Below are 26,342 nucleotides of genomic sequence, written 5' to 3'. Positions count from 1 at the left end.
TCGCCGGCGCGGCTGCTGGCTCAGAACGGCGGAATGTCTCGGTCAGGGCGGCGAGTGCTGTTGCGCGCTCTGATGTCGCCCAGCGCCGCTCGCAGCGTCTTCGACCGATCGTCGACGACCTGCTCGTAGCCGAGCCGCGCGGCCTCGGATCGGCGCTGCGCCGCCTGCGTCACCGGCCGCACCTCGCCGGCGAGACTGAGTTCGCCGACCGCGGCCACCGTGCGCGGGACGGAGATCATCTGGATGGAGCCGGCGACGGCGATCGCGATGGCGAGGTCGGCGGCGGGCTCGGTGAAACGCACGCCGCCGACGGTGGACACGTAGACATCGAGGCTGCCGGTCGGCACACCCGCCCGCCGCTCGAGGATCGCGAGCACCATGGCCACGCGCGAGGAGTCGAGACCGTGCACGATGCGCCGAGGGTTGGGGGCGTTGCTCGGGACGGTGAGCGCCTGCACCTCGACGGGAAGGGCGCGGCGGCCCTCGAGCGAGATCGCGACGCAGGTGCCCGGTTCGGACGCGCCCTGCGACAGGAACAGGCCGGACGGGTCAGGGACCTCGGCGATGCCGTCTCCGGTCATCTCGAAGCAGCCGACCTCGTCGGTCGGACCGAAGCGATTCTTGAGGGCACGGATGAACCGCAGAGAGGTCTGCCGGTCGCCCTCGAAGTGGCAGACGACGTCGACGAGATGTTCCAGCACCCGGGGGCCGGCGACCTGGCCGTCCTTCGTCACATGGCCCACGATGACGATCGGCAGGTCCCGCTCCTTCGCCACCCGGATGAGGGTCGCGGCGACTTCGCGAACCTGGCTGGGCTGGCCCGCGGCACCGTCGGTGAGGGACGAGGACACCGTCTGCACGGAGTCGACGATGACGAGCTGCGGCTGCACCTCGTCGATGTGGCCGAGGATGGTCGCGAGGTCGGTCTCGCTCGCGAGGTAGAGCTCGTCGTGCAGGGCGCCGGTACGTTCGGCCCGCAGCCGGACCTGTGCAGGGGACTCCTCGGCGCTCGCGTAGAGGACGCGTCGTCCGCTCCGTGCCGCCTGCGCGGCGACCTCGAGGAGCAGGGTGGACTTGCCCACACCGGGCTCGCCGCTGAGGAGGATCGCCGCTCCCGGGACGATGCCGCCGCCGAGCACCCTGTCGAACTCGCCGACGCCGCTCGTGCGGCGAGGGGCGTCCTGCGTCGTGATCTGCGTGATCGGCCGCGCAGCGCGGTCCGCCGTCGGGGGGAGGGCGCTGACCCGCCGGAGGATTCCGGTCTGCGCGGCCTGCTCCTGCACCGTTCCCCACTGCTGGCATTCGCCGCAGCGGCCGACCCACTTGGCCGTCGTCCATCCGCACTCGGTGCAGACGTACGCGGGGGGAGCGGGTTTCCGGGTGGCCATGCCCCCAGGCTATCGGCGGCATCAGACATCCCTATCGACGCGGCGGTTATTCACGGCCCGGAGCCCCCGTGCGGCACCCGTCCGGACAGATAATTGAGACATGTCCAACGGCGGGTCCGTCTGCGGGCCGATCTCCAGCTACTCCCGAGTGCGCATCCTGCACCTCCTCTTCGAGGCCAGTCACTCCGGCACCGCTCGGGAGCTCGCGATCGGCGATCTGCGCGAGGCCACCGGCCTCCACCCGAACACCGTGCGCGAGCACCTCCAGCGACTGATCGAGGGCGGCTACGTCATCCCGACCGTCGAGCACCGCACCACCCGGGGTCGTCCTCGTACGCTGTACCGCGCCGCCACCGGGGCACCGGACGCCTCCAGCCCGGTCGCGCGCAGCAAGGCCAAGGCGGCGGCCCGCCGCGGCGACCTCCTCCGCAGCGTGCTCCCCGGCACCGGGACCGCCCTCGGGAAGGACGCCACCTACCAGCTCGACGCCCTCGTCGAGCACCTGGAGGAGAGCGGGTTCGAGCCGATCGTGGACGACCGCGGGCTGACCGTCGACCTGAGCCCCTGCCCGCACGCAGCCGGCCGGCCGGAGGACCGCCCGATGCTGTGCCAAGTGCATCTCGGACTGATCCAGGGCATCCTGGCAGAAGCGGGGGGTCCGCTCGAAGCCGAGTGCGTGCGCGAGGCCGCGCTGCCCTCCGAATGCACCGTGCAGCTGCGCGACACCGCCGCGCAGGCGTCGAACAGAACGGGAGTCGCTCATGGAATGGCTTGATCCGCTCGCCCTGGCCCGATGGCAGTTCGGCCTGACGACCGTCTACCACTACCTCTTCGTGCCGCTCACGATCGGCATGGCGCTCGTCGCCGCGATCTTCCAGACGGCCTGGGTGCGCACGGCGAAGGTCCAGTACCTGCACCTCACCCGGTTCTTCGGCAAGATCTTCCTCATCAACTTCGCGATGGGCGTGGTCACCGGCATCGTGCAGGAGTTCCAGTTCGGCATGAACTGGTCGGACTACTCCCGCTTCGTCGGGGACGTGTTCGGCGCCCCGCTCGCGTTCGAGGGACTGCTGGCGTTCTTCTTCGAGGCGACCTTCATCGGGCTGTGGATCTTCGGCTGGGACAAGCTTCCGCAGAAGCTCCACCTGGCGACGATCTGGTGCGTCTCGATCGGCAGCATCCTGTCGGCGTACTTCATCATCGCCGCCAACGCGTTCATGCAGAACCCGGTCGGCTACACGTTCAACGAGGCGACCAACCGCGCCGAGCTCACCGACTTCTGGGCCCTGCTGACCAACCCGGTCGCGCTCGCCGCGTTCCCGCACACCATCTTCGGCGCGCTCATGTTCGCCGCGGGAGTCGTCATCTCGGTGTCGGCCTGGCACCTGGCGCGCGGCCAGCACTTCGACACCATGCGCGTCTCGTTGAAGTTCGGCCTCTGGGCGATGATCTTCTCCACCGCCGGCGTCGTGCTCACGGGCGACCAGCTCGGACTCGCCATGTACGCCGCGCAGCCGATGAAGATGGCCGCCGCGGAGGCGACGTTCAACACCGTCTGCGGCGCCGACGCCTCCTTCAGCCTCTTCACCCTCGGGACGCCGGACGGCAGCTCGGAGCTGTTCTCGATCCGGGTGCCGTACCTGCTGTCGCTGCTCTCGACGCACACCCTCGACGCCTGCGTGCATGGCATCAACGACCTGAACGCCGAGTACGCCCAGACGTACGCGAGCACCGGCATCACCGACTTCGCCCCCGTGCTGTGGATCACGTACTGGTCGTTCCGCTGGATGATCGGCCTCGGCATGGCCGCCGCCCTCGTCGCCGTCGCCGGCCTCTGGGTCACCCGCAAGAAGGCCACCAAGCCGGTCGCGCCGTGGATGTGGAAGGTCGCGATCTGGTCGTTCCCGCTCGCGCTCGCCGCCAACATCATGGGCTGGGTGTTCACCGAGATGGGTCGGCAGCCGTGGATCGTGTTCGGCCTGATGTCCACCCGCGACGGCGTCTCGCCGGGGGTGAGCGGCCTCGAGGTCCTGATCTCGCTGATCGCCTTCACCGCCATCTACGCCTCCCTCGCCGTGGTCGAAGTCCGGCTGATCGTCAAGGCCGCCCAGAAGGGGCCGGATACCGACGAAAAGCCCCATGAGGAGACGGCTCAGCTGCCGTCGGTCGTGTACTGAGAGGAACGAGCATCATGGATCTCGCAACGATCTGGTTCTGGGTGGTCGCCTTCCTGTTCGTCGGGTACTTCGTCCTCGACGGGTTCGACTTCGGTGTCGGCATGTCGCTGCCGTTCCTCGGCAAGGACGACGTGTCCCGCCGGCAGGTCATCAACACGATCGGCCCCGTGTGGGACCTCAACGAGACCTGGGTCATCGTGGCCGGTGCCTCGCTGTTCGCCTCGTTCCCCGAGTGGTACGCCACGCTGTTCAGCGGGTTCTACCTGCCGCTGCTGCTCATCCTGCTCGCGCTCATCCTGCGCGGCGTCTCGTTCGAGTACCGCCACCAGCGGGAGAGCCGGAAGTGGAAGCAGGGCTTCGACCGGATGATCGTGATCGGCTCGGTCGTGCCGGCGCTGCTCTGGGGTGTCGCCTTCGGCAACATCGTGCAGGGGGTGGCGATCGATGAGAACCACATCTACGTCGGCGGCTTCTTCTCGCTGCTCAACCCGTACGCCCTGCTCGTCGGCGCCACGACGCTGCTGCTCTTCTTCCTGCACGGTGTGCTGTTCGTCGCGCTGAAGACGGACGGCCAGGTGCACGAGGACGCGCGGAAGCTCGCGAAGAAGGCTGCCATCCCGACGATCCTCCTGGCAGCCGCGACGGTGGTCTGGACGGTCGCGATCGCCATGGGCCGGGAGGCTCCGCTGCTCTGGCTGGTCGTCGGAGCCGGTGCGCTCGCGGCGGTCAGCCTGATCGCGGCGGTCGGCTTCTCGCTCGTCCGTCGTGACGGCTGGGCGTTCTTCGCCGGCATGCTCACGGTCATGTTCGCCGTCGTCATGCTCTTCTCGGCGCTCTTCCCGTTCGTGATGCCGTCGACGATCGACCCGGCGTACAGTCTGACGATCGCCAACGCATCGAGCACACCGTATACGCTGCAGATCATGAGCTGGACCGCGCTGATCGCCCTGCCGTTGGTCATCGCATACCAGACCTGGACCTACTGGGTGTTCCGCAAGCGCGTCACCCGCCGATCGATCGAGGGGGCTCCGGCGCACGCGTGAAACCCGTCGATCCGAGGCTGCTCCGATACGCGGCCGCCGCCCGGGGATTCCTCCTGGCGTCGGCCGCGATCGGCGTCTTCCAGACCGCGGTGACGATCGCCTTCGCGTGGCTGCTCACCGACGCGGTCGTCGGAGCCATCGCGGGGCGTGACGTCACGGTCACCCTGCTCGTGCTGCTGGGGACGGCGCTGCTGCGGGGTCTGCTCATCGCGGCGTCCGACGCCGCCGGCACCCGGGCTGCCGCCCGGACCGGGATGCAGCTGCGCGCGGCGCTCGTCGCGGCCGTCGGGCGGCTCGGGTCGGGGTGGCTCGCACAGCGGAATCAGACGCAGATCGCTGTCACCGCCGGTCACGGCCTGGAGGCCCTGGACGCGTACTTCGCGCGGTACATCCCGCAGCTCGTGCTCACCGTCATCGCGACGCCCGTGCTCGTCGCGGTCATGTGGTGGCAGGACTGGCCGAGCGGCCTCACCGCCGTCATCACCCTGCCGCTGATCCCGCTGTTCCTCATCCTCATCGGCATCGCGACCCGCACGGTGCAGAAGAAGCAGTGGCAGACGCTGCAGCACCTCGCCGCTCGCTTCGCCGACACGGTGCAGGGCCTGTCGACGCTGCGGCTGTTCGGACGCGACCGTCGGGCGGCCGACCGCATCGAGGTGACGGCGGACGAGTACCGTCGCGAGACCATGAAGGTGCTCCGGTTCTCGTTCCTCTCGGGGTTCGCGATGGAGCTGCTGTCGTCGCTCGCCGTCGCGCTCATCGCGGTCGCAGTCGGGTTCCGGCTGCTCTCGGGCGACCTGAGTCTCGAGGTCGGGCTCTTTGTGCTGCTGCTCGCCCCCGAGGCCTTCCTTCCCATCCGGCAGGTCGGCGTGCAGTTCCACGCGGCGGCCGAGGGGGTCGCGGCCACGGAAGACGTGTTCGACGTGCTGGACGCGGCGCGGGAGCGGGACCGCGGGGGAGTGCGCCTGCACGACCCGGGTACGGCTGCACGACCGAACCCCACGGACTCCTCCGGCAGCCGTGTCGGGGTCGTGCAGGGGGAGCGGGGGCTCGTGGTCGAGGGACTTCGTGTGCGGGACCTGCCACCGGTGTCGTTCGTCGCGCAGCCGGGGACGGTGACCCTGATCGAGGGGCCGAGCGGTTCCGGGAAGTCGAGTCTGCTCGCCGCCCTCCGTGGAGCCGCGGACTACACGGGCACCGCGCGGTGGGAGGGGCGGGAGGTGCGCGAGCTCGCGCCGTTCGACTGGCTCGCCTGGGCGGGGCAGACCCCCGGGCTGATGCGCGGCACGGTCGCGGAGAACGTCGCCCTCGGCGACACCGCTCCCGACGTCGCCCGCGTGCGGGCGGCACTCGACGCCGCGTGCGCAGAGGGGATCGAGGCCGAACGGGTGCTGGGTGTGCAGGGGGCCGGGCTCTCCGGCGGTCAGGCGCAGCGTGTCGCCGTGGCCAGGGCGCTGTACCGGCATGACGCCGCCCCTGCTCGCGTGCTCGCGCTCGACGAGCCCTCCAGCGCTCTCGACCCGGACACCGAGGAGCGCCTCTGGCGGTCGCTGCGGGAGCGCGCGGACGCCGGCGCCACCGTGCTCCTCGTGTCCCACCGTCGCTCGGCCAGGGACATCGCCGACCGGATCGTGGCGCTGGGGGTGAGCGCATGACCGCGACGACGCGGAGCGAGCGGGTCCGCGACGTGCTCCGCCTCGCACAGCCACCGTTCCGGCGCTTTCTCCCCGGGCTGATCTGGGGGGTGCTGTCGGCGGCCGCCGCGGTGAGCCTCCTCGCCGTGAGCGGCTGGCTGATCGTGAGCTCGTCGATCGTCGACTCGCTCGTGCCGCTGTCCATCGCCGTCGTCGGGGTGCGGTTCTTCGCGGTGACCCGTGCCGTCACGCGGTATCTGGAACGGCTGAGCGGTCACGACGCCGCGCTCCGGCAGCTCGCGGCGACCCGCTCCGACATGGTGCGCCGTCTCATCCCGCTCTCGCCGGCGGGTCTCGGCGCGACCGACCGCGGGCAGGTGCTCGCGGCGCTCGTCGACGACGTGGAGAATCTGCAGAACCTCCCGCTCCGGGTGGTGCAGCCGCTTGCCGTCTCGGGTGTCGTGGCCCTCGGGGCGGTCGGCTTCCTCGCCTTCGTCTCGCCGCCCGCCGCGCTGACCCTCGCGGTCTGCCTCCTCGTCGCCGCGCTCGCGGCCGTCGGTCTCGGCTGGATCTTCGGCTCCCGCGCAGAGGCTGCGGTCTCGGAACGTCGAGCTGAGGTGTCCGCTGCCCTCGTGGACTACTTCGGCAGCCTCGACGTGCTTCTCGCGTTCGGTGCGGAGGCACAGGCGCGGGAGCGGATCCGCGCCGCGGACGCCGCTCTGCGTCGGGTGGTCGGTCGGGCGTCGCTCGCGCAGGCCGTCGCCGCCGGGGTCGTGTCGCTGATGGCGGGAGCCGCATCCGTCTGGGCGCTCGCGGTGGCCGCACCCGGCCTGAGCACCGGTGCGATCGATGCGCCGTGGCTCGCGGTCGCGGTGCTCGTGCCGATGGTCGTGTTCGAGGTGTTCGGCGCCGTGCCGATCGCCGCGGCCTCGTGGCGCAGCGTCCGTGCGAGTGCGGAGCGCATCGTGGACGTGCTGCCCGAGCGGATGCCGCCGGAGCTGCGGACCGACGCGGGAGAAGACGTGGAGATCACGGGAGTGCCGGCCCTCGCTCTGCGCGGTGCCACGGCGCACTGGCCCGGAGGCGCCGCGGCGTTGACAGGCGTCGACCTCGACCTCCGGCCGGGGGAGCGGGTGCTCGTAGCCGGGGCGAGCGGGGCGGGGAAAAAGCTCGTTGGCGGCCGCTCTCGTCGGCTTCCTCCGCGTCGACGGCGAGTACCGGATCGGCGACCTCGACGCGGCCGCGCTGTCCGGGCCGTCATTGCGTCGCATCGTCGGGCTGTGCGAGCAGCAGCCGCAGCTGTTCGACGAGGACGTGCGGCAGAACCTCCTCTTCGCGAAGGACACGGCCACCGATGACGAGCTCCTTTCCGTGCTCGACCGGGTGGGGCTCGGGCCCTGGGTGCGCGAGCGCGGAGGGCTCGATGCCCGGGTCGGGGACCGCGGCGCGCTGGTGTCCGGCGGTCAGGCCCAGCGGATCGCTCTGGCTCGCGCGCTGCTCCGGGGGTTCCCGGTGCTCGTGCTGGACGAGCCGACGGCGGGCGTGGACCCCGAGGCGTCGGACGCCCTGCTGCGCGATCTGCTGCGGGCGACGGGGGAGCAGTCGGTGCTGCTCATCTCGCACGTGGCGCCGCCCGAGGGGACGGTCGACCGGGTGGTGCGGATCGAGGGCGGCCGGACGGTCTGAGTTTCAGCCGACGAGGTTCATGTCGGCGGGCGGCTCCATCACGATGCCCTGCGCCTCGAACGCGCGACGGCGCTCCTCGATCCGGCGGTGCATCTCGATCTGGGCTTCGTCGACGAGTCGCGGGTCGAGGTCGACAGTGGGCGGGTGCGGGTCGCCGTGGTGGGCGGCGATGTACGCGTCGAGCTCGGGGCCGCTGGTCCAGGAGGTGATGAGCGCATACCGCGGACCGGCGCCGCGATGCCACACGGCGTGCCAGAAGCGCTGCGTGTCGACGATGATCCGAGAGCCCGCGCGCAGCGGCAGCCGCACTTCCGTGGCCGGGTCGAACCGGTCGGAGCGGAGGATGAGCATCGAGTCGGTGTCGTCGGTGAGGTTGTCATACCCGCGGACCACCCAGCCGGTGCCCGGCTCGTTCAGGCGGTTGTTGTCGTCCTGGTGCAGGTTGTAGATGGCGTCGGCGTAGTCGTTCGGCTGGAGCTCGATCACGCGGCAGCGGCCGATGCCGGCGCCCGGGGCCAGGGCGCGACGCTGCAGGGTCGGCGCGACGGCGACCTGCGAGGGGATCCAGACGCCGTCCTTGTCGGTGCGCGGGGGCGTGTGGTTCCAGAAGCCGTTGCAGTCGATCTCGCCGGCGTAGCTGGTCAGAGGCGCGAAGCGGGTGACGCCGGAGGAGCGCCAGCCGACGTATTCGAGGTCCTGCCACTCCGACGGGTCCACCGGGGTGGTCTCGTCGTCCAGGACCACGTATCCGGTCTCGGCGAGCGCCGCGGATGTGATGAATCCCATGCTGCTGATCCTTCCCGTCGTTCTGCCCCCGAGGCGGCGGGTTCTTAGGCAATCCTAATCCCGGCCCTGGCTCGCCGACCCACCCCTCGCGTGTGTCCCACCCCTTCCGGCCGCACGCAGAGGGGTGGCTCGGCCGGAAGGGGTGGGTCGGGCGAGGGATATTCTGGGGGCATGACGCAGCCCCAGGGTGCCCTCCTCGTGGGCAGTGTGAACTTCGACGATGCCGAGACCACGATGCGCACCGCCGCGGAGATGCTCGGCGACCGGCTGCGACGGATCCCGGACGGCGAGGTCGGCAAGCGGTTCCACTGGATCATGTTCCAGCCCGACGTCATCGGCCAGGCGGACGGCATCGAGCGCATCGGTGATGAGCCCATCCCGTTCCCGGCCGGCATCGACGCCCGCGGCCTCCACATCGCCGAGGGCGCGGATCCGTCGGCGATCGCGCTGCCTCCGCTGGGGTACGCCTCCGCCGCCATCGAGTCCTACGAGCTGTTCGTGCGACTGCGCGAGGAGGGGGCCGTTCCGGCGGGCACCCGGTTCCAGGTGTCGCTGCCCACCCCGCTCGCCGTCATCTCCTCCTTCTTCCACGGCGACGACCGGGCCGCGATCGAGCCCGTGTACACCGCCGCGATGCTCCACGAGCTCGACGAGATCCTCGCCGCGATCCCGCACGGCGACCTCGCCGTGCAGTGGGATGTCGCCAGTGAGATGGGCATCATCGAGGGAGCCTCCGGCTACGGTGCCGTCATGGAGGCGTGGTGGCCCGGCGACCCGTTCGATGGACTCGTCTCGCGTCTCGCTGTGCTCGTCGACGCCGTTCCGGACGACGTCGAGGTGGGCGTGCATCTCTGCTACGGCGACGCGGGGGAGAAGCACTTCTTCGAACCGACCGACTCCGGCGCCCTCGTCCGCTACGCCAACGCCGTGATCGCCGAGGCCCGCCGTCCGCTCACCTGGCTGCACCTTCCCGTGCCGATCGACCACGACGACGAGGCCTACTTCGCGCCGCTCGCCGACCTCGCCTCCGTCGAGGAGCTCTACCTCGGCCTCGTGCACCGCGAGGACGGTGCGGAGGGCGCCCGCCGCCGGATCGCCGCCGCGGCCCGGTTCGCTCCGGAGTTCGGCGTCGCGACGGAGTGCGGCATCGGCCGCGCCCCCGCCGGCTCCACGGAGGGCATCCTCCGCATCCACGCGGAGGTCGCCGCCGCCTGGTGACCCGCCGATTCGCGCGCTCGGCCCCGGTGTCGTAAACTGATCCGCGGTGACGTGTCCGAGCGGCCGAAGGTGCAACTCTCGAAAAGTTGTGTAGGGTAACCCCCTACCGTGGGTTCAAATCCCACCGTCACCGCCACGAAAACCCCCGAGAAATCGGGGGTTTTCGCATCTCCGAGGATCGGCTCTTTCAGGGCTGCGAGAAGCGGACTGCTTTGGTCTCCGTATCACGATGCCGAAGCCGCGACGGTGTTGCGCGCGGCGCGCGCACCCGCGTGAACCGCGCCCTCGATATGGTCAGCGAACTCCGTTGACGTCTCCGAAGAAGCCCAGTGCACGCAGCATCACCCGAGGTCGAAGCACAGGCGCGGGATGACGCGCCCGGGGATAGATCCGCTGGGTGCCTCGCCCACGCGCCGGGCCCCATGGCGGAGGTAAAACGGCTCCGCCCCTGGGTCGGCGTCGAGGATCAGCCGTTCGAGGTGCAGGTCCCGTGCGGAGTCCAGGGCGTCGATGAGGAGGGCGCTGCCCACGCCATCACGCATGTGTTCGGGGTCGACGAAAAGCGCGCTGAGCTCGGGGTCTGCTCCTCCTGTCTCGATCAAGGCGAAGCCGATGACGGAGTCATGCCGTTCGGCGAGGCGCATGCCGGGCGAGCTGCACTGCTCACTCGTGAAGGTCAGTTCTTGGCGGCATGCGGCCAGAAAGGCGGCGGAGTATCCCCAGACGGCCTTCGAGCGCAACGCGAGAGCGGATACGGCGGCGGCGTCGTCAGCTCTTCCCTGACGAATGTGGAAGGTGCTCATGAGTGAACCGAGTGCAGACGATCCATTGTCACAGCCTATCGAGGTCCGACAGGTCCCCAGAGGAGTTCCCAGCGCATGCCCGCGATGCTCCTGCACCATTCGTCCGTGAGGATTCGGTGCTCGTCGTCCTCGAAGTTGTGGTCACCGCCACTTCAGCAGCCCCGCCCCCGCTGCCAGGCCCACCTCCTGATTCGTCCGCTTGTCAACGGGTACCCGATCGCGAGACCAGCGCGTAGCGTCAGAGGCATGCACGTGGTCCGTGCGGATCACTCGCTTATCGTATGAGCCGCCATCGCCGTCGGCGAGGGCGACATCAAGGACCAGCCCCGGCCTTGGTGCCGCGCCAGCGGACACAAGGAAATCAGGTCATCATGGACGCGTCCCGTCCGTTCACCCCGACCCGGCCGCGCGAAACCGCGGTCCCCCAGGGTAGTTCCTTCACCGCCCTGGCGCAGCAGGTCCGTGGGCTCGGGTTGCTCCGAAGACGCTACGGGTATTACTGGACGAGGCTTGTCGCCGCCCCGTTGGCGGTCGGGCTGGCCCTTCTCCTGTTCGTGTGGATCGGGGATACGTGGTGGCAGTTGTTCACCGGGGCCGTCCTGGCCGTGCTCTTCACGCAGATCGCTTTCCTCGGACATGACGCCGCACACCGTCAGATCTTCGTTTCGGGACGCTGGAACGACTGGATCAGCCTCATCCTCGGCGACCTTCTCGTCGGGATGAGCTACGGGTGGTGGCAGCATAAGCACACTCGCCATCACGCCAACCCGAACAAGCTCGGTTCGGATCCGGACATCGAACTGCCCGTCATCGCGCTGACTCCGCAGTCCGTCGCGTCCCAACGACACAGGAGTCTCGCCTGGTTGCAAGCGCACCAGGGCCTCTTCTTCTTCCCGATCCTGTTGCTCGAAGGGATCTCCCTCCATGCGTCGAGCGTCCGACGCGTCTGCTCCAGGGGTCGGCTCCAGCGACGGTGGGTGGAGATCGCGTTCCTCGTCGTCCGCCTCGCCGGCTACCCCGTCCTGGTCTTCATCGTGCTGTCTCCCGGGGTGGCCGTGACCTTCTTGGCGGTGCAGTTGGGAGTTTTCGGCTTCTACATGGGCATCGCGTTCGCCCCCAACCACAAGGGGATGCCGGTCGTGCCGAGAGACCTCGTGCTCGACTTCCTCAGCCGCCAGGTGAGGATGAGCCGCAACATTCGCGGGGGACGCGCGCTGGACGTGCTGATGGGTGGGTTGAACTATCAGGTCGAGCACCACCTGTTCCCATCGATGCCACGACCGCATCTTCGCCAGGCCGCATCGATCGTGCAGCACTACTGCGAAATCAACCGAGTGCCGTACACCCAGGTGGGACTGCTCGCCTCGTACGCGATCGTCGTCCGCTACATCAATCGAGTCGGGCTGGGCGAGAGGGATGTCTTCACCTGTCCGCTGACGGAGGCTCGGGCCGCCCTCGGAACGGCGACGCTGTCGAGGGACCGAGACGAACCACCGCCCTCGACGGAGCCGGCCCAGACGGCCGGATGACCTCGTGGGGCGGCATGCATCGAGCGGAGGGCGTTGTCAGAGCAGCCAGAACGGGACCGATGCCACCGCGGCGCCGATCAGGGTGAGCATGATGGCCAGGGGAACGGACCGTGTGGCGGTGCCGGTGCCGAGGCGGTCGACCAGGCGCTGCAGCCTTTCTCGCACCCGTGGGCCGTGAGCCAGACCGACGGCCAGCAGGATGAGGCACGGGAGGCAGTAGATGACGGTGTACCCGGCCAGTGTTGCGAGGCCCATACCGACGGGCACGTCCGTCGCGACCATTCGTTCGATCGCGATGAAGTAGGGGAACGCGTTGGGCAGATCCGCAGCGGTGAGCAGCACGCCGAACGGGAGAGCCGTCCACGGGCTGAACCAGGAGGGAAGTTCGATGGCCCTCCGGGGCCGATCTCGCAATCGACGGATGCCTGCGATGACGAGGGCGATGCCGGCGGCGCCGAACGCGACGAAGCGAAGGCCGACGACGATCCCCTCGACCGCGCCGGCGGCCGCGCCTGCCGAGAGGAACAGCGCGGCTCCGGCGACGAAGACGGTCAGCGCCGCGCCGAGGACGGCCGACCCGGCCACGAGGGCAGGGCGACGGGGAGCGGCGATGAGCACGAGTGTCACGGCGACGATCGTGGCGGGGTTCAGTGAATCGAGCAGGGCCAGCCCAGCGATCCCGACGATGAGCGCCGGGCTCATCGGGCGGTTTCCGACTGGCGATGTTCGGGTGTCAGGAACCGGAGGATGTCGTCGACGGCATCGTCGCTGTCTCCGAGTCCCACCAGTGCGTTGGTGACGAGTGCGTCCCCCACGAGGCGAATCACGTGCGCACGAAGCGCATCTCCGACTTCGGCCGCGATAAGGGCTTCCCATCGGGCGATCGCCCTCTTCGCATCAGCCATCAGCGTCTCGAAGACGGCGTCCGCAGGGTGAAAACTGGCGGCCAGGGCTTGCATCAGGGCGCGCTCGTTGCCGTCCGGCAGCGACAGCTCCAGCCATGTTCGCGCCGCGGTGCCTGCCGCCGCGGCCTTGACCATCGCCGCGTCGACCTCGTCGAGGGACTGGCGAGCGAGACCGGCGACGAGAGCCGAGCGTGTCGGGAAATGATGCATCAGGCCGCCTTTCGACACTCCGGCAGCCGCGACCACGGCGTTGAGGGAGGGCACAGTGCCCTCCTCGAGCGTCAGCCGACGTGCGGTCTCCAGGATGTTCGAACGCATGCCGGTCAGGAAGGCAGACCGACCGACCGGTCGGTCTCCTGCGGAAGCGTGGTCGTTCGAGGCCCGGGAAGGTCCGAGAGTCCTTACGGCTCGGCGTGGGCCTGGTCCTCGTCTTCGAGGATCAGGCCCACGGAGGTCGCGCACGCGTCGCCTCGCCATGCCTCGACCCCCTCGCGCACCGCGAATCCGGCGATCACGAGGCCCGCGATGGCATCGGCCCACCACCAGCCGAGCAGGCTGTTGAGCACGAGCCCGATGAGCACCGCGGCGGAGAGGTACGTGCAGATGAGGGTCTGCTTCGAGTCCGCGACGGCCGTGGCCGACCCGAGCTCGCGGCCGGCCCGTCTCTCGGCGAAGGAGAGGAACGGCATGATCGCGACACTGAGCGCGGTGATGACGATGCCGAGCGTGGAGTGCTCGACATCGGCCCGGCCGAACAGGGCGATCACCGCGGAGACGGTGACGTAGGCGGCGAGGAGGAAGAAGGCGACCGCGATGACCCGCAGTGTGCCCTTCTCCCATCGCTCCGGGTCGCGACGTGTGAACTGCCAGGCGACGGCGGCCGCGGAGAGCACCTCGATGGCGGAGTCGAGGCCGAACGCGATCAATGCCGCAGACGAGGCGAGAGAGCCCGCGGTGATCGCGACGATCGCCTCCATGACGTTGTAGGCGATCGTCGCAGCAACGATCCAGCGGATGCGTCGGTGGAGGACGGAGCGACGCCCCTCGGCGTGGGGTGCAGCGGCCGTGCTCATGGGCAGGTGCAGCTCTCTCCGGCGCAGCACCCGGGCTCGACGAACAGGACCACCCGCATCAACTCATCCAGGGCCGGGGCGAGGTGAGGGTCCGCCAGGCGGTACCAGGTGCGCCGGCCGTCCGCGCTGGCCTCCACGAGCCCGCAGCCGCGGAGGCACGCCAATTGGTTCGACATCACCTGACGGGAGACGCCGAGCGCGTCAGCGAGGTCCGACGGGCGGGCGGGGGCGTTCCGCAGTGCCAACAGGATCCCGGCGCGGGTCCGGTCGGAGAGCGCGTGGCCGAGCCGCGCGACAGCCTCCGTATGTGCGGCCGAGGCCAGAGCGGTGGGCATGCCCCGATAGTACAGCAGTCCGTGAACTGTTGCGATCGCTGAGGCTGCGGTCGGCTCGCCGCTTGCTTCGACGCCGGGCGATGTTCTGGTGGTGATCCCGCGGAGCGAGCACGTCAGCCGCGGACGAGGTGCTATCTATCCCCGCTGACGGGCGTCGGCGGCAGCCGTCAGCGTGCGCTCAGTGCGAAGGCCAGGACCGTTCCGAGAACGGTGCCAGCGAGCATGGCGGCAGCCGTCCAGCCGACGACGCGACCTCGATCGACCTCGCGCTTCGTCGCGTACACGCCCGCGCCCAGGCCACTCGCCACCGCTGCTGTCATCGCCACGCCGGCGACGAGCGCCTGGACGCCGTAGTCGGGCGCCGGTGGAGGAGGGTCCACGAGCGGGATCGCGAAGCGGAACGTCATGACGACGCCGAGGACGACGAGCGAGACCGCGGTCATTGCCGCGATCAGAACCCACGCTGTCGAAGTGCGCATCAGTTGATCGTGTCTGCTCCGTCGGTGCGCTCTTGAACTCAGAGGCTCGCGGTTCGCGCGGCTTCTTTCTCCGCGACGATCCTCCGGAGGCCCGAGCTGGAGAACCGGTGGTCCCGACTGTTGAAGTACAGGTCGATCCCGCTCGTCTCGCAGTACGCGCGTCCGGTGAAGTCCCGATCACGGTACTCATCGCCGACGATGCGCACGTCGAGCTTGAAGGAACGAAGGATGTCCTCGAGGTCCTGCTCCGTCGAATACGGCACGATCTCGTCCACGTACTGACAGCCGCGAAGCTGGATGTAGCGCTCCACGACCGTCTGGGTCGGCGCGTTCTTCTCCGGGCGGTCGAGGGTCGGATCCATCTGCAGACCGACGATGAGGTAATCGCACTGCCGCTTCGCCTCCGCGAGCATCATGATGTGCCCGGCGTGCAGCAGATCGAACGTGGAGAACGTGATCCCCACTCGTGGTCCCGGGTTGTGGTCGCGTCGTTGCGCGGTGGACTCGTCAGACACTGTGCCCCCCTCAGTTCCCGGTACTCTACCCGCCCGTGCGTCGGGGCCCGTCAGGAGGAATCCCGCGGCTGATCGCCGTCGCCGAGCACCGGAACGCCCCAGATCCGCGCCGCGTCGGTGATTAAGCGGTCCATGCCGTCCGGCGACTCCCGGCGAAGCGGCGCGTCGTCCCTGGTGACCGGCACGGGGATCGTGGCCAGTCCCGCAGCCCCTGAGACGACGATCACGAGCGTCGGGTAGAGGAAGGCGCCCTCCTGGATGGCCCCCTTCGTCACGCCCTGGATCCGCCCCCGCGGAACGCTGTAGGCGGTGAGGAGTCGCGCCCCGCCGCGGACCACCCGGAAACCCGAAGGGTCGATGACGCCCGTCGGACTCGCCGTCAGCAGGCCGCGGGGCGCGGCGCCGAGCCCGAGAAGCGGGATCGTGCGCGAGAGGTAGGCCGCCACGCCGTTGAGGGCGTAGGAGCCGAAGACCCGCGCCTGCGGCTCTCGCTCCTGCAGGGCACGCCGCTGGGCGCGCTGCAGCCGCTGGATTCGCGCGAGCACGATCCAGATGATCAGACCGGCGAGCACCACTCCTGTCGCGAACACCAGCGAGGTCGCTACGGGCGGCTCGCCCTCGATCAGGGGACGCACGAGGGCGCCCCAGACGAAGAACGCCGCCAGTGCCGCAGCTATCGCGAGCATCAGTCTGTTGGCGGGCGGGTTCTGGCGCACAGGAGCTCTCCTTCCGGAAGCGGTGAGGGGGCGCTGGGGCCCGGCTGACATCTCGCTCGCGGCAGGTCAGCCGCCCATCAGGAACGCCGCGGCGGGAAGGACCGCCACCGCGCCGAGCACGACTCCGACGACCGGCCACCGGTACCCGCTGCGGTCGGTGCGAGCGAAGACGAGCCCGATGATGCCGAGGATGAGGGCGATGCCACCGAACAGGACGGCAAGCGGCAGCGTGACGAAGAGCAGCCATCCGTAGTTCGGGTCCGCGGTTCCCGCGAGGACGAAGACGATCACCGTCGGCAGGATGCCGACGAGTGCCACGGCCGTCGCCGCCACCCCGCATCCGAAGGCACGGCGACGGGGCAACGGAGAGATCTGGGTCACGGAGCGATCCTAGCCACCGCCCGGGCTTCGGTGACGAACGGCGGAGCATTCGTGAAGCACGTGTGAGCGGCGCGATCCTGCGGGTCGCGCCGCTCACACGTGCTGGGTGTCGTTACTTCTGGATGAAGGCGAGGATGTCCGGGTTGATGACGTGAGCGTGCGTCGTCAGCATGCCGTGCGGGAAGCCCTCGTAGATCTTCAGCTCGGAGTTCTGGAGAAGCTCGTGCTGCTTGATGGCGGCGTCCTGGTACGGGACGACCTGGTCGTCGTCGCCCTGGAGGACGAGGACCGGGACCGTGATGGCCTTGAGGTCTTCGGTCTGATCCGTCTCGGAGAACGCCTTGATGCCCTCGTAGTGGGCGAGGGCGCTTCCGGTCATGCCCTGCCGCCACCAGTTGGCGACGGTCGGCTCCGAGACCTCGGCCCCCGGGCGGTTGAACCCGTAGAACGGACCCGATGCGACAGCCTGGAAGAAGTCGGCGCGGTTGGCGGCGAGCGCGTCGCGGAAGCCGTCGAAGACGGAGATCGGGGTGCCCTCGGGGTTCGCCTCCGTCTGGACCATCAGGGGTGGGACCGCGGAGACGAGCACGGCTTTGGCGACGCGTCCCTGGGGCTCGCCGTACTGCGCGACGTAGCGGGCGACCTGGCCTCCACCGGTCGAATGCCCGACGTGGATCGCGTTGCGCAGGTCGAGGTGTTCGACGACGGCGTTCGCGTCGCTGGCGTAGTGGTCCATATCGTGGCCGACGCTGGTCTGCGACGAGCGGCCGTGTCCGCGCCGGTCGCTGGCGATGACTCGGAAGCCCTTGCTGGAGAAGTAGAGCATCTGGGCGTCCCAGTCGTCAGACGACAGGGGCCAGCCGTGGTGGAACATGACAGGCGGCGCGTCGCGGGGACCCCAGTCCTTGAAGTAGATCTCGGTGCCGTCGTCGGTGGTCACAAAAGGCATGTGCGTCTCCAGGGTGTGTGTGGAATGAGGTGGGGGAGGGGGATCAGGCGACGTCGGTCGCTGCGTCGATGATGAACGAGACCACCTCGTGCGGGAGGGCACGCATCACGAGGTGCGGTGCGTCGAGCTCGAGGATGCGACGAAAGTTGCCTCGCGTGTATCCGAAGCGTTCCACGTCGGGGTTGATGGTGCGGTCGGCGGCCGACACGATTCCGAACGCCGGCGTGGTCTTCCATGCGGCTACCGGTGCCGTCTCACTGAACGCGAGTGCGGCGAGCGGGCGCTGGGTGACCGCGAGGACCTCGGCGACGGCCGGGTCGATCCCGGCGGCGAACACCTCGGGGAAAGCCTCGATCTTGACGGAGACGTCGGTGCCGTCGTCGGCACCCGGGGTGGGGAAGGCGGTGTAGACGAGGTTGGCGGCAAGGTCGGAGTCCGGGAAACCACCCTGCAACTGACCGAGGCTCTCGCCCTCTTCCAGTGCGTAGCCCGCGAGGTAGACCAGGCCGACCACGTTGGCTGCGGCGCCGGCAACCGTGATGACCGCGCCGCCGTAGGAGTGCCCGACGAGCAGGACAGGTCCGTCGATGTTCTCGACGACGGACCGGATGTAGGCCGAGTCGCCGAGGAGGCTGCGGTTGGGAACGGCGGGCGCGATGACCGCATAGCCGCGGTCGAGCAGCTCGCGCGTCACGGGCTCGAAGCTGGCCGCATCGGCGAAGGCTCCGTGAACGAGCACGATTGTGGGGGCGGGCATGTGGTGTTCCTTCCAGGGCGGGGGCTGTTGTCCGCCACGCTATGGGAGCGGTGTCGTGGTTGTCGTGTCCCTGCCAAGGACCCCCTCCTGGGCGCAGTGGTGAGGATAAAATCGGCCGTGGCATCCGGAGCGCGATCAGTCCGAGAGACGAGCGTTTCCGTCGTGGGTTCGGAGGGTATGAGCGAGCATCGTCATGCGGTGGCGGAGTATCTGCGCGCGCGCCGTGCAGTGCTCCAGCCCGAAGACGTCGGCCTGCCGCGGCTCCCGGGCCGTCGAGTGGAAGGCCTCCGGCGCGAGGAGGTCGCGGCGTTGGCGCGGATCAGCGCGGAATACTATGTGCGGCTGGAACGCGGGCACGACCATCAGCCCTCCGATCAGGTGCTCCTCGCGCTGGCTCAGGCGCTCCGCCTCGATGACGACGCGACCGCTTACCTTCTTCGGCTGAACAGTGGCGGTCTGCGGACGTCGGTTCCGCGCACGCCGAGGGAGCAGAAGGTGCCGGCGTCCGTGCATGCGCTCCTGCAGCACCTGTCGCACACGCCCGCCATCGTGATCGACGGCAACCAGGATGTGCTCGCCGGCAACGCCATCGCGAAGGCACTGCAGCCGGAATCGCTGCAGCCCGGGAAGAACCTGCTGCTGGCGACGTTCGACGTCTCGGCGAGGGACCGCGTGGGGGAGACCTGGTTCGACCTCGCCACTCGGATCACCGCCTCGTTCCGGCTGCGCAGCGACCCGGACGATCCTCGGTTCCGAGAACTGCTCGCCAGGCTCTTGATTCAGGATCCCGACTTCCCCGCGATCTGGGCGCGCCACGACGTGCGCGAACTCGGGACCGACGTCACGCGCCACCGGATCGAGCCCTTCGGCCTGGTGGATGTGTGCTGGCAGCATCTGCGGATCCCGAGCACCGACCTCGTGGTGGTGATGTTCGCCAACCCGCCCGGGTCACCCGCCGCAGCCGCGATCCGCTATCTCGCCGAGACCCTGCGTCTCTCCTCGAGCTGACGCGTCCGAACCCACAGCGCATGGAGGGCCGTTCGACACGGGCCGTCCGCCGGTGACCAGCGCATCTCCACGCGCTCGCCGCCGTCGGGTTCGAGACGGCACGCGTACGCCTGCGTGCCGGTCATGGGGTGGAAGAAGTGCACGATGTCCGTCGCGGGGGCGGCGGTCTCCGCGCCAGCCCAGTGCTCGACAAACCGCGGGCTGAGCGCCCCGAGCTCGCCGACCAGGTCGTCGAATCGCGGGTCCTTCCCGAACCGGCGGACATTCGCGCGGAGCGTGGTGACGAGGTGGCCCGCGGATTGCTCCCACTCTTCGAGGACCGTCTGAGACTCCGGGTTCAAGAACATCGAGCGTGCCAGGTTGTTCCCCACAGAGAAGGCGGCCGACAACGTGGTCGCGAGTGGACTGGCGACCACGACGTCGAGATGGCGGTCGAAGACGACGCGAACCGGTCCCGGCGTCGGTGCCGCCCGTGACCCTGTTGTCTCGCCCATACCGTCCAGCGTATCGACGGCTCGCCGGGCGAGGGGCACCCTCTCGGGGCCCCCTTCACAGGAGGAGCGGAAGGAAGGACGCGCTCAGACCAAGGACGCCCACGGCGGCGAACACGATGCCGACCGTCCGCACAACCCGGCGCAGGTGCGGAGGCTCGCCGATCCGGGCGCGAGAGGGATCGTTCGAGCTGTAGAACCCGTCGACCCAGCCGTCGTCGGCGGGCACGGGCTCTCCACGCCGGAGCGGCCGCTCGTGGAAGTCGCCGCCGGCGAACCACCGGGCCGTCGGTTGCCCGTCTCGATCGATCACGGCGATCTCGACCGGGACCCACCGGCCTTCGACGAGCCCGATCAGCAGCGCCACGACGAGGAGGGGCGCGCCGATCCCGAGACCCATCCATGCCAGCACCTCGCCGACCACGGAGAAGGTGTCCACGAGCTGCACGACTCCATCGTAGAGAGACAGGCCGCCCGGATGGGGCAGCCGTGCGCCCCGATAGTCTGGCGCGCATGACGGAATCCGCAGACGTCCCGACGTCACGCCCGATGGATGCCTGGCTCGACGCGCTCAGTCAGCCCACCGGATCGCCGGGCGGAGGGGCGGCGTCGGGAGTGATGCTCGGCCTCGCGGCGGCGCTGATGGGCATGGTCGCCGGATACACCCCCGACGTGCCCGCCGTCGCTGAGCGAACCGGCCGGCTCGACGCTGTGCGCAGCGACCTCCTGCGGGCGGTCGAAGCGGACGGCGTGGTGTCGGCGAGTTTCGGTGCCGCGCTCGCGCTGTCGCCGGAGGACCCGGATCGAGAGGACCGCGTCCGTGAGGCGGCCATCGAGGCCGCGCAATCGGTCGCGCGGCTCGGCCGTGCCGGCGTAGCCCTGGTCACCGAAGCGCGCATGCTCTCCGCGGAGGGGAATCCGCACCTCGCCGTGGATCTCGCCGTCGCGACGGAGGCGCTGGAAGCGGGACTGGCCGGCGCATCGCTGAACCTCCGCGCGAACCTGCAGCTCGCTCGCTCGCACGGAGCCTCGAGGCCGATGCTGGTCGGCCTCGAGGACGAGGTCGGACGGTTGGCCGACGCGCGAACCCAGGTCGCGCGGATCACGACGGAGCTGTCCGCGCGTCTGGACTGAGCCGGCGGTGCGTCACCCCTGGGTGAGGCGGTAGGAGGGGCCGCGCAGCGCCTGCACCGACGGGTACGTCTCCGCGCCGGGAAGAGGCCGCCGATCGATGTCGAAGCGCAGGCCCGGATCGTCCGTGGCCCTCGCGGAGTCGAGTCGGACGTCGGCGAACGGATGCCACCGTCCGCGCGGCGACGCGAAGGACAGCCGGAGCGTCCACGGCTCACTGTCCACGGCCCGGCGCAGCTCCTCGAGTGCGCCGGGGAGGCGCCGCGGCGGGACGGTCCGCGCGCACAGCATGACCGGTCCCCGCGGCGTCCGGTACGGCACGACGCTGCTCAGGGTCGCTCGGCTCGGCGTGAGGCGGGGTAGGAGCAGGAAGCGTCCCGGCACGCCGATGCCCGTCGACGCGAGCTGGAGGTCGATCTCCTCTCCGCCCTGTACCCACCTCATGCCGAGACCGTAGACGTCCGGCGCCCACGGCGGCAGCCCCACCGATCGCGAGACGCGCACGACGACCGGTACGTCGGCGACCGGCGGATCGTCGATCCCGCGGATGCCTGAGCCGGGGGACGGTCGCATCTCCAGCCGTCCGTCGAAGATCGCGCCGTGCGCGTGGATCGGCCGCGGGCGTCGGACGAGGAGGATCGCCGCCATGATCCCTCGAAGGACGATGCCCGCAGTGCGGGACAGGACAGTGCTCATGTCGCCAGGGTCGCTCGGTGCTCTCGGCGTATCGATCCCTTGGCGCTTCTCCCTGGGGACAGGTTAGGATGCGGGACGGTTCCGCAAGGCATCGTCGAGCACGGTCGCGGAGAAGGCGATGGTCGGCTCCCCGTCCTCGATGTCCCAGAGCGTGTTCTGGAGAAGTCGCGCCGCAGTCCAGGCAATTGCGCGGTCCCGGTCGAGCTGCAGCATGTCGGTGAGGATGTCGAAGCGGCGACGGACGATGCGAGCGGCATCGGTCCTCGTGGGGTCGCTGCTCCACCCGCTGTCCAGCACGGGCCAGAGATCGAAGCCGGCGTCGCCGATGAGGGGCTCCGGGTCGATCGCCAGCCAGGGTTCTCGGTCCGCACGCAGCACGTTCCCGAAGTGCATGTCCCAGTGCAGGAAGCGATCGATCGACTCCGTGGCGACCTCGCCGACCTGGCCCACCCAGCGGTCGAACCGCCGCCGGTCCTCAGTGGAGAGCGCCGTCCTCGCCTCCTGTGCGCGGTCGAGCATCTGCTGCACGACCGTGCCGAGGAACGGAAGGCCGTCGGTAGGGCGGACGCTGTGCAGGCGCGCGAGAAGCGCGCCGACGACGTGGGTCGCCTCGTCGTCATCCGTGACGCCCTCCAGACTCCGGTCGGGATCGAGGCGCTCCAAGAGCAGTGCGCCTCGCTCGGCGTCGCTCGCGAGCACCCGCACGACCCCCTCGCCGTCCCACTGGCCCAGGCCGAGAACGGCCGCGTCGACCTCCGGGCCGGGTGGCTGCACCTTGAGCGCGGCCGCTTCCCCACGCGGGCCACGAACGAGAAGGACGATGCCGGCTTCGCCGGAACGGATCGGGCCGTCCTGGTGCAGGTGCCATCTCTCCCTGAGGTGTTCTGCCGTGGCGAGGAGCCTTCGCAGCCGCGCGGCGCCGTCGGGATCCGACCCTGCGCTCGCCGCAGGGGCTGTCCCGGGTGTCTGCTCCATGTGGACAGTCCACCACACGACCCTCCCCGCGAGAGGCCGTGCACCGGGCGCTCGCTCGCACGGACTAGCGACTTTCGTCCACAGTGTGCGGCGGAAAGCGAAAAACGATTGCGCTCGACGGAAGTCCGGAGCATCCTTTATCTGCTCCGAACGCCGTGCGAGGTAGCGGGGGGCCGCCTCCGAGCCGCGAGGGGCTGACGAGGCGCTCGCCGAACTCCTCCCCCTTGGCGGGCGCCTCGTCCGAGCCGGGTCGGTTCAGGAACGGCTCGACCGGCCACCGCGACGGTGACCGTCCTCGTCGTCGTCCCCCTCGTTCTCCAGACGGATACGGCGGCCCTCCGCGATGTCCTTCTCCTCCTTCTCGGCGCGCTTGTCGCTCTGCCGGGTGTCCCGCGGCGGAAGCTGGATGTCCCGCTCGGCGGCCATACCCGCCTGGAGCTGGCGTCCGCGCTCGAGCTCGGCGTCGAACTCCGCGCCGAACAGCAGGGCGAGGTTCGCGATCCACAGCCACAGCAGGAACACGATGATGCCCGCCATCGATCCGTACGTGCGCTCGTAGTTCGAGAAGGTCGTGACGTAGAAGACGAAGCCGAGGGTGGCGATCGCGAGGACCACGATCGCGACGATGGCGCCCACGCTGATCCATCGGAACTTCGGCTGCTTGGCGTTCGGGGTGGCGTAGTAGAGGACCGCCACGAGGAAGACCACGACGAACAGCAGCAGCGGCCACTTGGCGATGCTCCACGCGAGCTGCACGCCCTCGCCGGCGCCGATCGCGTCGCCCAGCGCCGAGACCACGTCGCCGGACAGTACGAGCACGATGGCCACGATGGTCAGCGAGACGACCGTGATGAGGGTGACGAGGAGCTGCATCGGCCGCAGCTTCCAGAAGGGGCGTCCTTCGTCGATCTCGTAGATGCGGTTCATCATCCGGCTGAAGGCGCCGACGTACCCCGACGCCGACCACAGCGCGAGGAGGATACCGGTGACGAGGGCGATACCGGCTCCGGGGGCCTGGGAGATCTGCTCGATGGGACCGCGTAGCGCCTGCGCGGTCTCGGGCGGCGCGACGTCCTCGATGATTCCGAGCACGGCGTCGGCGGCGGCCCCGCCCTGCCCGAACACGCCGAGCAGCGAGAAGACGGCGATCATGGCGGGGAAGATCGAGAGCACCGCGTAGTAGGTCAGGCCTGCGGCGCCGTCCATGCACTGGTCCGCGGAGAACTCCCGGATGCTCTTGACCAGGACGTATTTCCACGACCGCTTCTGCAGATCGGTGGGGTTGTCCGGTTTGTCCTCGTGCTCGGGCGACGGGGCGGACGTCGCTCCGCGTCGGTCGTCGGTTGCCTTCGACATGGCTCCTCCTCGGCCTCGGGGCGAGCGCCGCTCGCCCGTCCAGTACTACGAGGAGAGGAACGTTCGGGCACGGGGGTTGCGCGATGGCGTGGCGAGGGGGATGCTGTGCGCCCGCGATGCCGCGGGCCCGCCCGAAGGGGACGGACCCGCGGCCTGTGGACGCCTCAGCCGGCGGCCGGCGCGATCTCGTTCGGGGTGACCTCCAGCTCGGCGCTCGCGAGCACCTCGCCGGTGGTGAGGTCGACCGCGTGCACGCTCTTCGCGGCGGGCTCGGTCACGTACGCGATGTCGCCGGCGACGACGATGGCGGGGTGCGGATCCTGCCACTCGGCCGGCCCCTCCCACGCGTCGATGACCGGGTAGGAGTCGGTGACCTCGCCGGACTCCGGGTCGAGCACGTGGATGGCTCCGTCAGCGCCCAGGATGTAGGCGAGGTCGCCCGGACCGCGGACGACGTCGCGGAACGTGTACTCCGCGCCCTCGGGCAGCGATACGACCTTCGAGGTCAGCGCGTCGGTGTCGATGAGCGTGACCGCGTCGAGCAGGTAGCCCTCGGCGTCCGGGTCGTTCTTGTAGTCGCCCACGACGATCGGGCTCGTCTCGCTCACGTAGGCGTTGCCCATGCGGCCGTACGGCTGGTCCGGGGCGGCGAGCTTGGTGATCTCGCCGTCCTTGTAGACGAGGGCGCCGTCCTCGCAGCCGAACACGACGACCTCGCCCGCCGCAGTGCCTTCGCCGTGCACGCCGGGGCACTGGTCGGAGGACGCGACCTCGTTCCCCTCCGCGTCACGCACCACGATGCCGGTGCGTCCGTCGGCATCGCCGACCGTGGTGAGGAATGTGCCGTCCTCCAGGAGCACGGAGACCCCGTGATGGGCTTCGACGCCGTCGACGGTCTCGACCTCCGGGAGCTCTCCGGAGCCGAGGTCGGCGGTGTCGAAGATCGTCGTGTCGCTGGTGCCGTCGGCGTAGAGGATGGTCTTGCCGCCGTGCCGGACGACGTGCCCCGGGGTGTCGGCCTCGAACACCGTGTCGGTCAGCTCGGCCTCGTCGGTCGAGCCGGCACCGGTGTCCAGAACCTGGAAGCCCTCGCTCATGGTCACCATGACGTGGCGACCGTCGCCGGCCGGGTTCAGCCGCGTGAAGGGCTCGGAGTCGAAGTCGGCAACGGTGTCGAGGGTCTCGCCGTCCAGGACGACGATGCCCCCGTCATACGAGATGGCGACGCGGGGGCCGGCGTCCGCGGCCGGGGCGTCGCTCGGCGCGGAGCCGCCGCCCGCCGTGGTCGAGCAGGAGGCGAGCGTGACGGCGGCGCCGAGGGCGACGGCCCCGACCAACGCTCGGCGCAGGGGGAGTGTCTTCATCTGGTGCTTCTTTCTTGTGAGGGATGGTCTCAGCGCGTGAGACCGGAGGTGATGCGCTCGGTGTTGACGCGCATCATGGTCAGGTAGTCGGGGGCGTCGCCGCCGTCGGCGGTGAGCGACTCGGTGAACAGCTCGATGACGTCGACGTGGATGTCGGCTTCGTCGGCGAGCGCCTGGACGAGACGGTCGGGGGAGGAGGACTCCGCGAAGATCGCGGGGACGCCCGTCTCCTCCACCGCGTCGACGAGGTCGGCGAGATCGGATGCCGAGGGGGCGGCGAGCGTCGTGCCGCCGGGGATCACCGCGCCGACGACCTCGAAGTCGAAGCGGTCGGCGAGGTACCCGAACACGTGGTGATTGGTCACCAGCGCCCGGCGATCGTCCGGGATGCTCGCGAACGCGGTCGTCATCTCGGCGTCGAGCTCCTCCACCTGCCCGCGGTACGCGGCGACGCTCTCGGCGAGGGCATCGGCGTCGATGCCGTCGATCTCGCGGAGTGCGGGTTCGAGGGCATCCACGACGTCGATCATGCGACCGGGATCCGTCCAGAAGTGCGAGTCCGGCATCCCGGCGGCATCGCCCTCGCGGTAGTCCAGGACCTCGATCGCCTCGCCAGCGACGAAGGACGGCACGTTCGCATCGACGGCGGCCTCGAGATGCTGCTGGAGCCCTTCCTCGAGGCCGAGACCGTTGGACACCAGGAGGTCGGCGTCGCGGAGCGTGGCCGCCTCCTGCGCCGAGATCTCGAAGGAGTGCGGATCGGCGTCGGGCTTCATCAGGGTGACGACCCGTGCCTGGTCGCCGACGAGTTCGTCGACCACGTCGCCGAGGATGTTCGTCGAGACGACGACCACCGGCCGGTCGTCGGCGGGGGCGGTGCAGGCCGTCAGACCGGCCACGGCGAGACCGGCCAGGGCGGCGACGGCGAGGGGACGGAGGAGTCGCAT

The 26,342-nt window shown here is 69.8% G+C and carries 28 protein-coding genes, 1 tRNA gene and 1 pseudogene; 10 read left to right on the top strand and 20 right to left on the bottom strand.

The genetic code is table 11. From position 1 onward, the window contains the following. Window positions 1-20: 20 nt before the first annotated feature. Complete coding sequence (gene radA / locus FY549_RS02110; RefSeq protein ID WP_149083618.1) at window positions 21-1,388, bottom strand: DNA repair protein RadA; 1,368 nt, start codon at window positions 1,386-1,388, stop codon at window positions 21-23. A gap of 100 nt (window positions 1,389-1,488) precedes the next feature. Here radA and FY549_RS02105 point away from each other — a divergent pair, with 100 nt between their 5' ends. The 5 genes and pseudogenes from FY549_RS02105 (at window position 1,489) to cydC (ending at window position 7,928) form a co-directional block, all read left to right on the top strand. Then, on the top strand, window positions 1,489-2,163 hold the full coding sequence (locus FY549_RS02105) for an ArsR family transcriptional regulator (protein WP_149083617.1): 675 nt from the start codon (window positions 1,489-1,491) through the stop codon (window positions 2,161-2,163). After that, entirely contained in the window at window positions 2,150-3,565 is a 1,416-nt protein-coding gene (locus FY549_RS02100; RefSeq protein WP_149083616.1) for a cytochrome ubiquinol oxidase subunit I, read from the top strand. Before FY549_RS02105 ends, FY549_RS02100 begins: the two co-directional genes overlap by 14 nt. Before the next feature lie 14 nt (window positions 3,566-3,579). Next, window positions 3,580-4,608, top strand: coding sequence for a cytochrome d ubiquinol oxidase subunit II (gene cydB / locus FY549_RS02095; protein ID WP_149083615.1), 1,029 nt, complete (start codon window positions 3,580-3,582; stop codon window positions 4,606-4,608). Next, window positions 4,605-6,263: a thiol reductant ABC exporter subunit CydD gene (cydD, locus tag FY549_RS02090; RefSeq protein WP_149083614.1), complete on the top strand. Its 1,659-nt coding sequence runs from the start codon at window positions 4,605-4,607 to the stop codon at window positions 6,261-6,263. The genes cydB and cydD overlap by 4 nt, the downstream gene beginning before the upstream one ends. After that, window positions 6,260-7,928: pseudogene (cydC, locus tag FY549_RS02085) on the top strand (thiol reductant ABC exporter subunit CydC). The gene cydD and the pseudogene cydC overlap by 4 nt, the downstream one beginning before the upstream one ends. Before the next feature lie 3 nt (window positions 7,929-7,931). Here the strand turns inward: cydC and FY549_RS02080 are convergent. Continuing rightward, window positions 7,932-8,714, bottom strand: coding sequence for a hypothetical protein (locus FY549_RS02080; protein ID WP_149083613.1), 783 nt, complete (start codon window positions 8,712-8,714; stop codon window positions 7,932-7,934). Between the two features lie 171 nt (window positions 8,715-8,885). Here FY549_RS02080 and FY549_RS02075 point away from each other — a divergent pair, with 171 nt between their 5' ends. Both FY549_RS02075 and FY549_RS02070 read left to right on the top strand, forming a co-directional pair. Next, window positions 8,886-9,932 carry a hypothetical protein gene (locus tag FY549_RS02075; RefSeq protein ID WP_149083612.1) on the top strand — a complete coding sequence of 349 codons (1,047 nt, stop codon included), beginning with the start codon at window positions 8,886-8,888 and terminating at the stop codon, window positions 9,930-9,932. A gap of 45 nt (window positions 9,933-9,977) precedes the next feature. Continuing rightward, window positions 9,978-10,068 (top strand) — tRNA-Ser (locus FY549_RS02070). Window positions 10,069-10,273: 205 nt separating this feature from the next. Here the strand turns inward: FY549_RS02070 and FY549_RS02065 are convergent. Beyond that, the gene (locus tag FY549_RS02065) at window positions 10,274-10,735 is read right to left on the bottom strand and encodes a GNAT family N-acetyltransferase (RefSeq protein WP_149083611.1); all 462 of its coding nucleotides are present in this window, start codon (window positions 10,733-10,735) and stop codon (window positions 10,274-10,276) included. 371 nt (window positions 10,736-11,106) lie between these two features. Between FY549_RS02065 and FY549_RS02060 the strand changes: the two genes are divergently transcribed. After that, window positions 11,107-12,264 carry a fatty acid desaturase family protein gene (locus tag FY549_RS02060; RefSeq protein ID WP_149083610.1) on the top strand — a complete coding sequence of 386 codons (1,158 nt, stop codon included), beginning with the start codon at window positions 11,107-11,109 and terminating at the stop codon, window positions 12,262-12,264. A gap of 36 nt (window positions 12,265-12,300) precedes the next feature. Here the strand turns inward: FY549_RS02060 and FY549_RS02055 are convergent, their stop codons facing one another. The 10 genes from FY549_RS02055 to FY549_RS02010 all read right to left on the bottom strand — a co-directional run bounded on the left by FY549_RS02055 (window position 12,301) and on the right by FY549_RS02010 (window position 18,374). Further along, entirely contained in the window at window positions 12,301-12,966 is a 666-nt protein-coding gene (locus tag FY549_RS02055) for a GAP family protein (RefSeq protein WP_159463486.1), read from the bottom strand. Continuing rightward, a complete protein-coding gene (locus FY549_RS02050) occupies window positions 12,963-13,487 on the bottom strand; it encodes a TetR/AcrR family transcriptional regulator (RefSeq protein WP_159463485.1) in 525 nt (174 codons plus the stop codon). The genes FY549_RS02055 and FY549_RS02050 overlap by 4 nt, the downstream gene beginning before the upstream one ends. Before the next feature lie 83 nt (window positions 13,488-13,570). After that, window positions 13,571-14,242, bottom strand: a complete 672-nt coding sequence (locus FY549_RS02045; protein ID WP_149083607.1) for a cation diffusion facilitator family transporter — start codon at window positions 14,240-14,242, stop codon at window positions 13,571-13,573. After that, window positions 14,239-14,577 (bottom strand): ArsR/SmtB family transcription factor, encoded by a 339-nt coding sequence (locus tag FY549_RS02040; protein WP_149083606.1) that lies wholly within the window; start codon window positions 14,575-14,577, stop codon window positions 14,239-14,241. The genes FY549_RS02045 and FY549_RS02040 overlap by 4 nt, the downstream gene beginning before the upstream one ends. 167 nt (window positions 14,578-14,744) lie before the next feature. Next, complete coding sequence (locus FY549_RS02035) at window positions 14,745-15,056, bottom strand: hypothetical protein (RefSeq protein WP_149083605.1); 312 nt, start codon at window positions 15,054-15,056, stop codon at window positions 14,745-14,747. A gap of 38 nt (window positions 15,057-15,094) precedes the next feature. Beyond that, the gene (locus tag FY549_RS02030; protein WP_149083604.1) at window positions 15,095-15,571 is read right to left on the bottom strand and encodes an adenylyltransferase/cytidyltransferase family protein; all 477 of its coding nucleotides are present in this window, start codon (window positions 15,569-15,571) and stop codon (window positions 15,095-15,097) included. Window positions 15,572-15,621: 50 nt separating this feature from the next. After that, window positions 15,622-16,287 (bottom strand): heme exporter protein CcmD, encoded by a 666-nt coding sequence (locus FY549_RS02025; RefSeq protein ID WP_149083603.1) that lies wholly within the window; start codon window positions 16,285-16,287, stop codon window positions 15,622-15,624. Between the two features lie 66 nt (window positions 16,288-16,353). Beyond that, window positions 16,354-16,668, bottom strand: coding sequence for a hypothetical protein (locus FY549_RS02020; RefSeq protein WP_149083602.1), 315 nt, complete (start codon window positions 16,666-16,668; stop codon window positions 16,354-16,356). Between the two features lie 112 nt (window positions 16,669-16,780). Further along, complete coding sequence (locus FY549_RS02015) at window positions 16,781-17,617, bottom strand: alpha/beta fold hydrolase (protein WP_149083601.1); 837 nt, start codon at window positions 17,615-17,617, stop codon at window positions 16,781-16,783. Between the two features lie 43 nt (window positions 17,618-17,660). Then, entirely contained in the window at window positions 17,661-18,374 is a 714-nt protein-coding gene (locus tag FY549_RS02010; RefSeq protein WP_149083600.1) for an alpha/beta hydrolase, read from the bottom strand. Window positions 18,375-18,551: 177 nt separating this feature from the next. On the opposite strand from FY549_RS02010, the gene FY549_RS02005 reads away from it, so the two are divergent. Further along, window positions 18,552-19,382: a helix-turn-helix domain-containing protein gene (locus FY549_RS02005; protein WP_149083599.1), complete on the top strand. Its 831-nt coding sequence runs from the start codon at window positions 18,552-18,554 to the stop codon at window positions 19,380-19,382. On the opposite strand, the gene FY549_RS02000 is transcribed toward FY549_RS02005, so the two are convergent. Further along, the gene (locus FY549_RS02000) at window positions 19,346-19,876 is read right to left on the bottom strand and encodes a hypothetical protein (protein WP_149083598.1); all 531 of its coding nucleotides are present in this window, start codon (window positions 19,874-19,876) and stop codon (window positions 19,346-19,348) included. The genes FY549_RS02005 and FY549_RS02000 overlap by 37 nt on opposite strands. A 55-nt stretch (window positions 19,877-19,931) precedes the next feature. Then, entirely contained in the window at window positions 19,932-20,321 is a 390-nt protein-coding gene (locus tag FY549_RS01995; protein WP_149083597.1) for a hypothetical protein, read from the bottom strand. Window positions 20,322-20,386: 65 nt separating this feature from the next. Here FY549_RS01995 and FY549_RS01990 point away from each other — a divergent pair, with 65 nt between their 5' ends. Continuing rightward, window positions 20,387-21,007, top strand: coding sequence for a cyclodeaminase/cyclohydrolase family protein (locus tag FY549_RS01990; protein WP_187614907.1), 621 nt, complete (start codon window positions 20,387-20,389; stop codon window positions 21,005-21,007). Between the two features lie 12 nt (window positions 21,008-21,019). Here FY549_RS01990 and FY549_RS01985 read toward each other — a convergent pair whose 3' ends face one another. The 5 genes from FY549_RS01985 to aztC form a co-directional block, all read right to left on the bottom strand. After that, window positions 21,020-21,700, bottom strand: coding sequence for a hypothetical protein (locus tag FY549_RS01985; RefSeq protein ID WP_149083595.1), 681 nt, complete (start codon window positions 21,698-21,700; stop codon window positions 21,020-21,022). A 63-nt stretch (window positions 21,701-21,763) separates the two neighbouring features. Continuing rightward, window positions 21,764-22,675 (bottom strand): aminoglycoside phosphotransferase family protein, encoded by a 912-nt coding sequence (locus FY549_RS01980; protein ID WP_149083594.1) that lies wholly within the window; start codon window positions 22,673-22,675, stop codon window positions 21,764-21,766. A gap of 255 nt (window positions 22,676-22,930) precedes the next feature. Further along, on the bottom strand, window positions 22,931-24,031 hold the full coding sequence (locus tag FY549_RS01975; protein WP_149083593.1) for a YihY/virulence factor BrkB family protein: 1,101 nt from the start codon (window positions 24,029-24,031) through the stop codon (window positions 22,931-22,933). 164 nt (window positions 24,032-24,195) lie between these two features. Continuing rightward, the gene (gene aztD, locus FY549_RS01970; RefSeq protein WP_149083592.1) at window positions 24,196-25,395 is read right to left on the bottom strand and encodes a zinc metallochaperone AztD; all 1,200 of its coding nucleotides are present in this window, start codon (window positions 25,393-25,395) and stop codon (window positions 24,196-24,198) included. A 29-nt stretch (window positions 25,396-25,424) separates the two neighbouring features. Further along, window positions 25,425-26,342, bottom strand: coding sequence for a zinc ABC transporter substrate-binding protein AztC (aztC, locus tag FY549_RS01965; RefSeq protein ID WP_149083591.1), 918 nt, complete (start codon window positions 26,340-26,342; stop codon window positions 25,425-25,427).

Source organism: Microbacterium sp. 1S1 (genome assembly GCF_008271365.1).
Classification (GTDB): domain Bacteria; phylum Actinomycetota; class Actinomycetes; order Actinomycetales; family Microbacteriaceae; genus Microbacterium.
The sequence above is the reverse complement of the archived record's forward strand: the minus strand, read 5'-3'. Positions and strand labels throughout refer to the sequence as shown.

What these genes read in the sequence shown, in the direction of transcription:
- radA (WP_149083618.1), bottom strand. Translation starts at nt 1,388, where the DNA reads ATGGCCACCCGGAAACCCGCTCCCCCCGCGTACGTCTGCACCGAGTGC.
- FY549_RS02105 (WP_149083617.1), top strand. Translation starts at nt 1,489, where the DNA reads ATGTCCAACGGCGGGTCCGTCTGCGGGCCGATCTCCAGCTACTCCCGA.
- FY549_RS02100 (WP_149083616.1), top strand. Translation starts at nt 2,150, where the DNA reads ATGGAATGGCTTGATCCGCTCGCCCTGGCCCGATGGCAGTTCGGCCTG.
- cydB (WP_149083615.1), top strand. Translation starts at nt 3,580, where the DNA reads ATGGATCTCGCAACGATCTGGTTCTGGGTGGTCGCCTTCCTGTTCGTC.
- FY549_RS02080 (WP_149083613.1), bottom strand. Translation starts at nt 8,714, where the DNA reads ATGGGATTCATCACATCCGCGGCGCTCGCCGAGACCGGATACGTGGTC.
- FY549_RS02075 (WP_149083612.1), top strand. Translation starts at nt 8,886, where the DNA reads ATGACGCAGCCCCAGGGTGCCCTCCTCGTGGGCAGTGTGAACTTCGAC.
- FY549_RS02065 (WP_149083611.1), bottom strand. Translation starts at nt 10,735, where the DNA reads ATGAGCACCTTCCACATTCGTCAGGGAAGAGCTGACGACGCCGCCGCC.
- FY549_RS02060 (WP_149083610.1), top strand. Translation starts at nt 11,107, where the DNA reads ATGGACGCGTCCCGTCCGTTCACCCCGACCCGGCCGCGCGAAACCGCG.
- FY549_RS02055 (WP_159463486.1), bottom strand. Translation starts at nt 12,966, where the DNA reads ATGAGCCCGGCGCTCATCGTCGGGATCGCTGGGCTGGCCCTGCTCGAT.
- FY549_RS02050 (WP_159463485.1), bottom strand. Translation starts at nt 13,487, where the DNA reads ATGCGTTCGAACATCCTGGAGACCGCACGTCGGCTGACGCTCGAGGAG.
- FY549_RS02045 (WP_149083607.1), bottom strand. Translation starts at nt 14,242, where the DNA reads ATGAGCACGGCCGCTGCACCCCACGCCGAGGGGCGTCGCTCCGTCCTC.
- FY549_RS02040 (WP_149083606.1), bottom strand. Translation starts at nt 14,577, where the DNA reads ATGCCCACCGCTCTGGCCTCGGCCGCACATACGGAGGCTGTCGCGCGG.
- FY549_RS02035 (WP_149083605.1), bottom strand. Translation starts at nt 15,056, where the DNA reads ATGCGCACTTCGACAGCGTGGGTTCTGATCGCGGCAATGACCGCGGTC.
- FY549_RS02015 (WP_149083601.1), bottom strand. Translation starts at nt 17,617, where the DNA reads ATGCCTTTTGTGACCACCGACGACGGCACCGAGATCTACTTCAAGGAC.
- FY549_RS02010 (WP_149083600.1), bottom strand. Translation starts at nt 18,374, where the DNA reads ATGCCCGCCCCCACAATCGTGCTCGTTCACGGAGCCTTCGCCGATGCG.
- FY549_RS02005 (WP_149083599.1), top strand. Translation starts at nt 18,552, where the DNA reads ATGAGCGAGCATCGTCATGCGGTGGCGGAGTATCTGCGCGCGCGCCGT.
- FY549_RS02000 (WP_149083598.1), bottom strand. Translation starts at nt 19,876, where the DNA reads ATGGGCGAGACAACAGGGTCACGGGCGGCACCGACGCCGGGACCGGTT.
- FY549_RS01990 (WP_187614907.1), top strand. Translation starts at nt 20,387, where the DNA reads ATGACGGAATCCGCAGACGTCCCGACGTCACGCCCGATGGATGCCTGG.
- FY549_RS01985 (WP_149083595.1), bottom strand. Translation starts at nt 21,700, where the DNA reads ATGAGCACTGTCCTGTCCCGCACTGCGGGCATCGTCCTTCGAGGGATC.
- FY549_RS01980 (WP_149083594.1), bottom strand. Translation starts at nt 22,675, where the DNA reads ATGGAGCAGACACCCGGGACAGCCCCTGCGGCGAGCGCAGGGTCGGAT.
- FY549_RS01975 (WP_149083593.1), bottom strand. Translation starts at nt 24,031, where the DNA reads ATGTCGAAGGCAACCGACGACCGACGCGGAGCGACGTCCGCCCCGTCG.
- aztD (WP_149083592.1), bottom strand. Translation starts at nt 25,395, where the DNA reads ATGAAGACACTCCCCCTGCGCCGAGCGTTGGTCGGGGCCGTCGCCCTC.
- aztC (WP_149083591.1), bottom strand. Translation starts at nt 26,342, where the DNA reads ATGCGACTCCTCCGTCCCCTCGCCGTCGCCGCCCTGGCCGGTCTCGCC.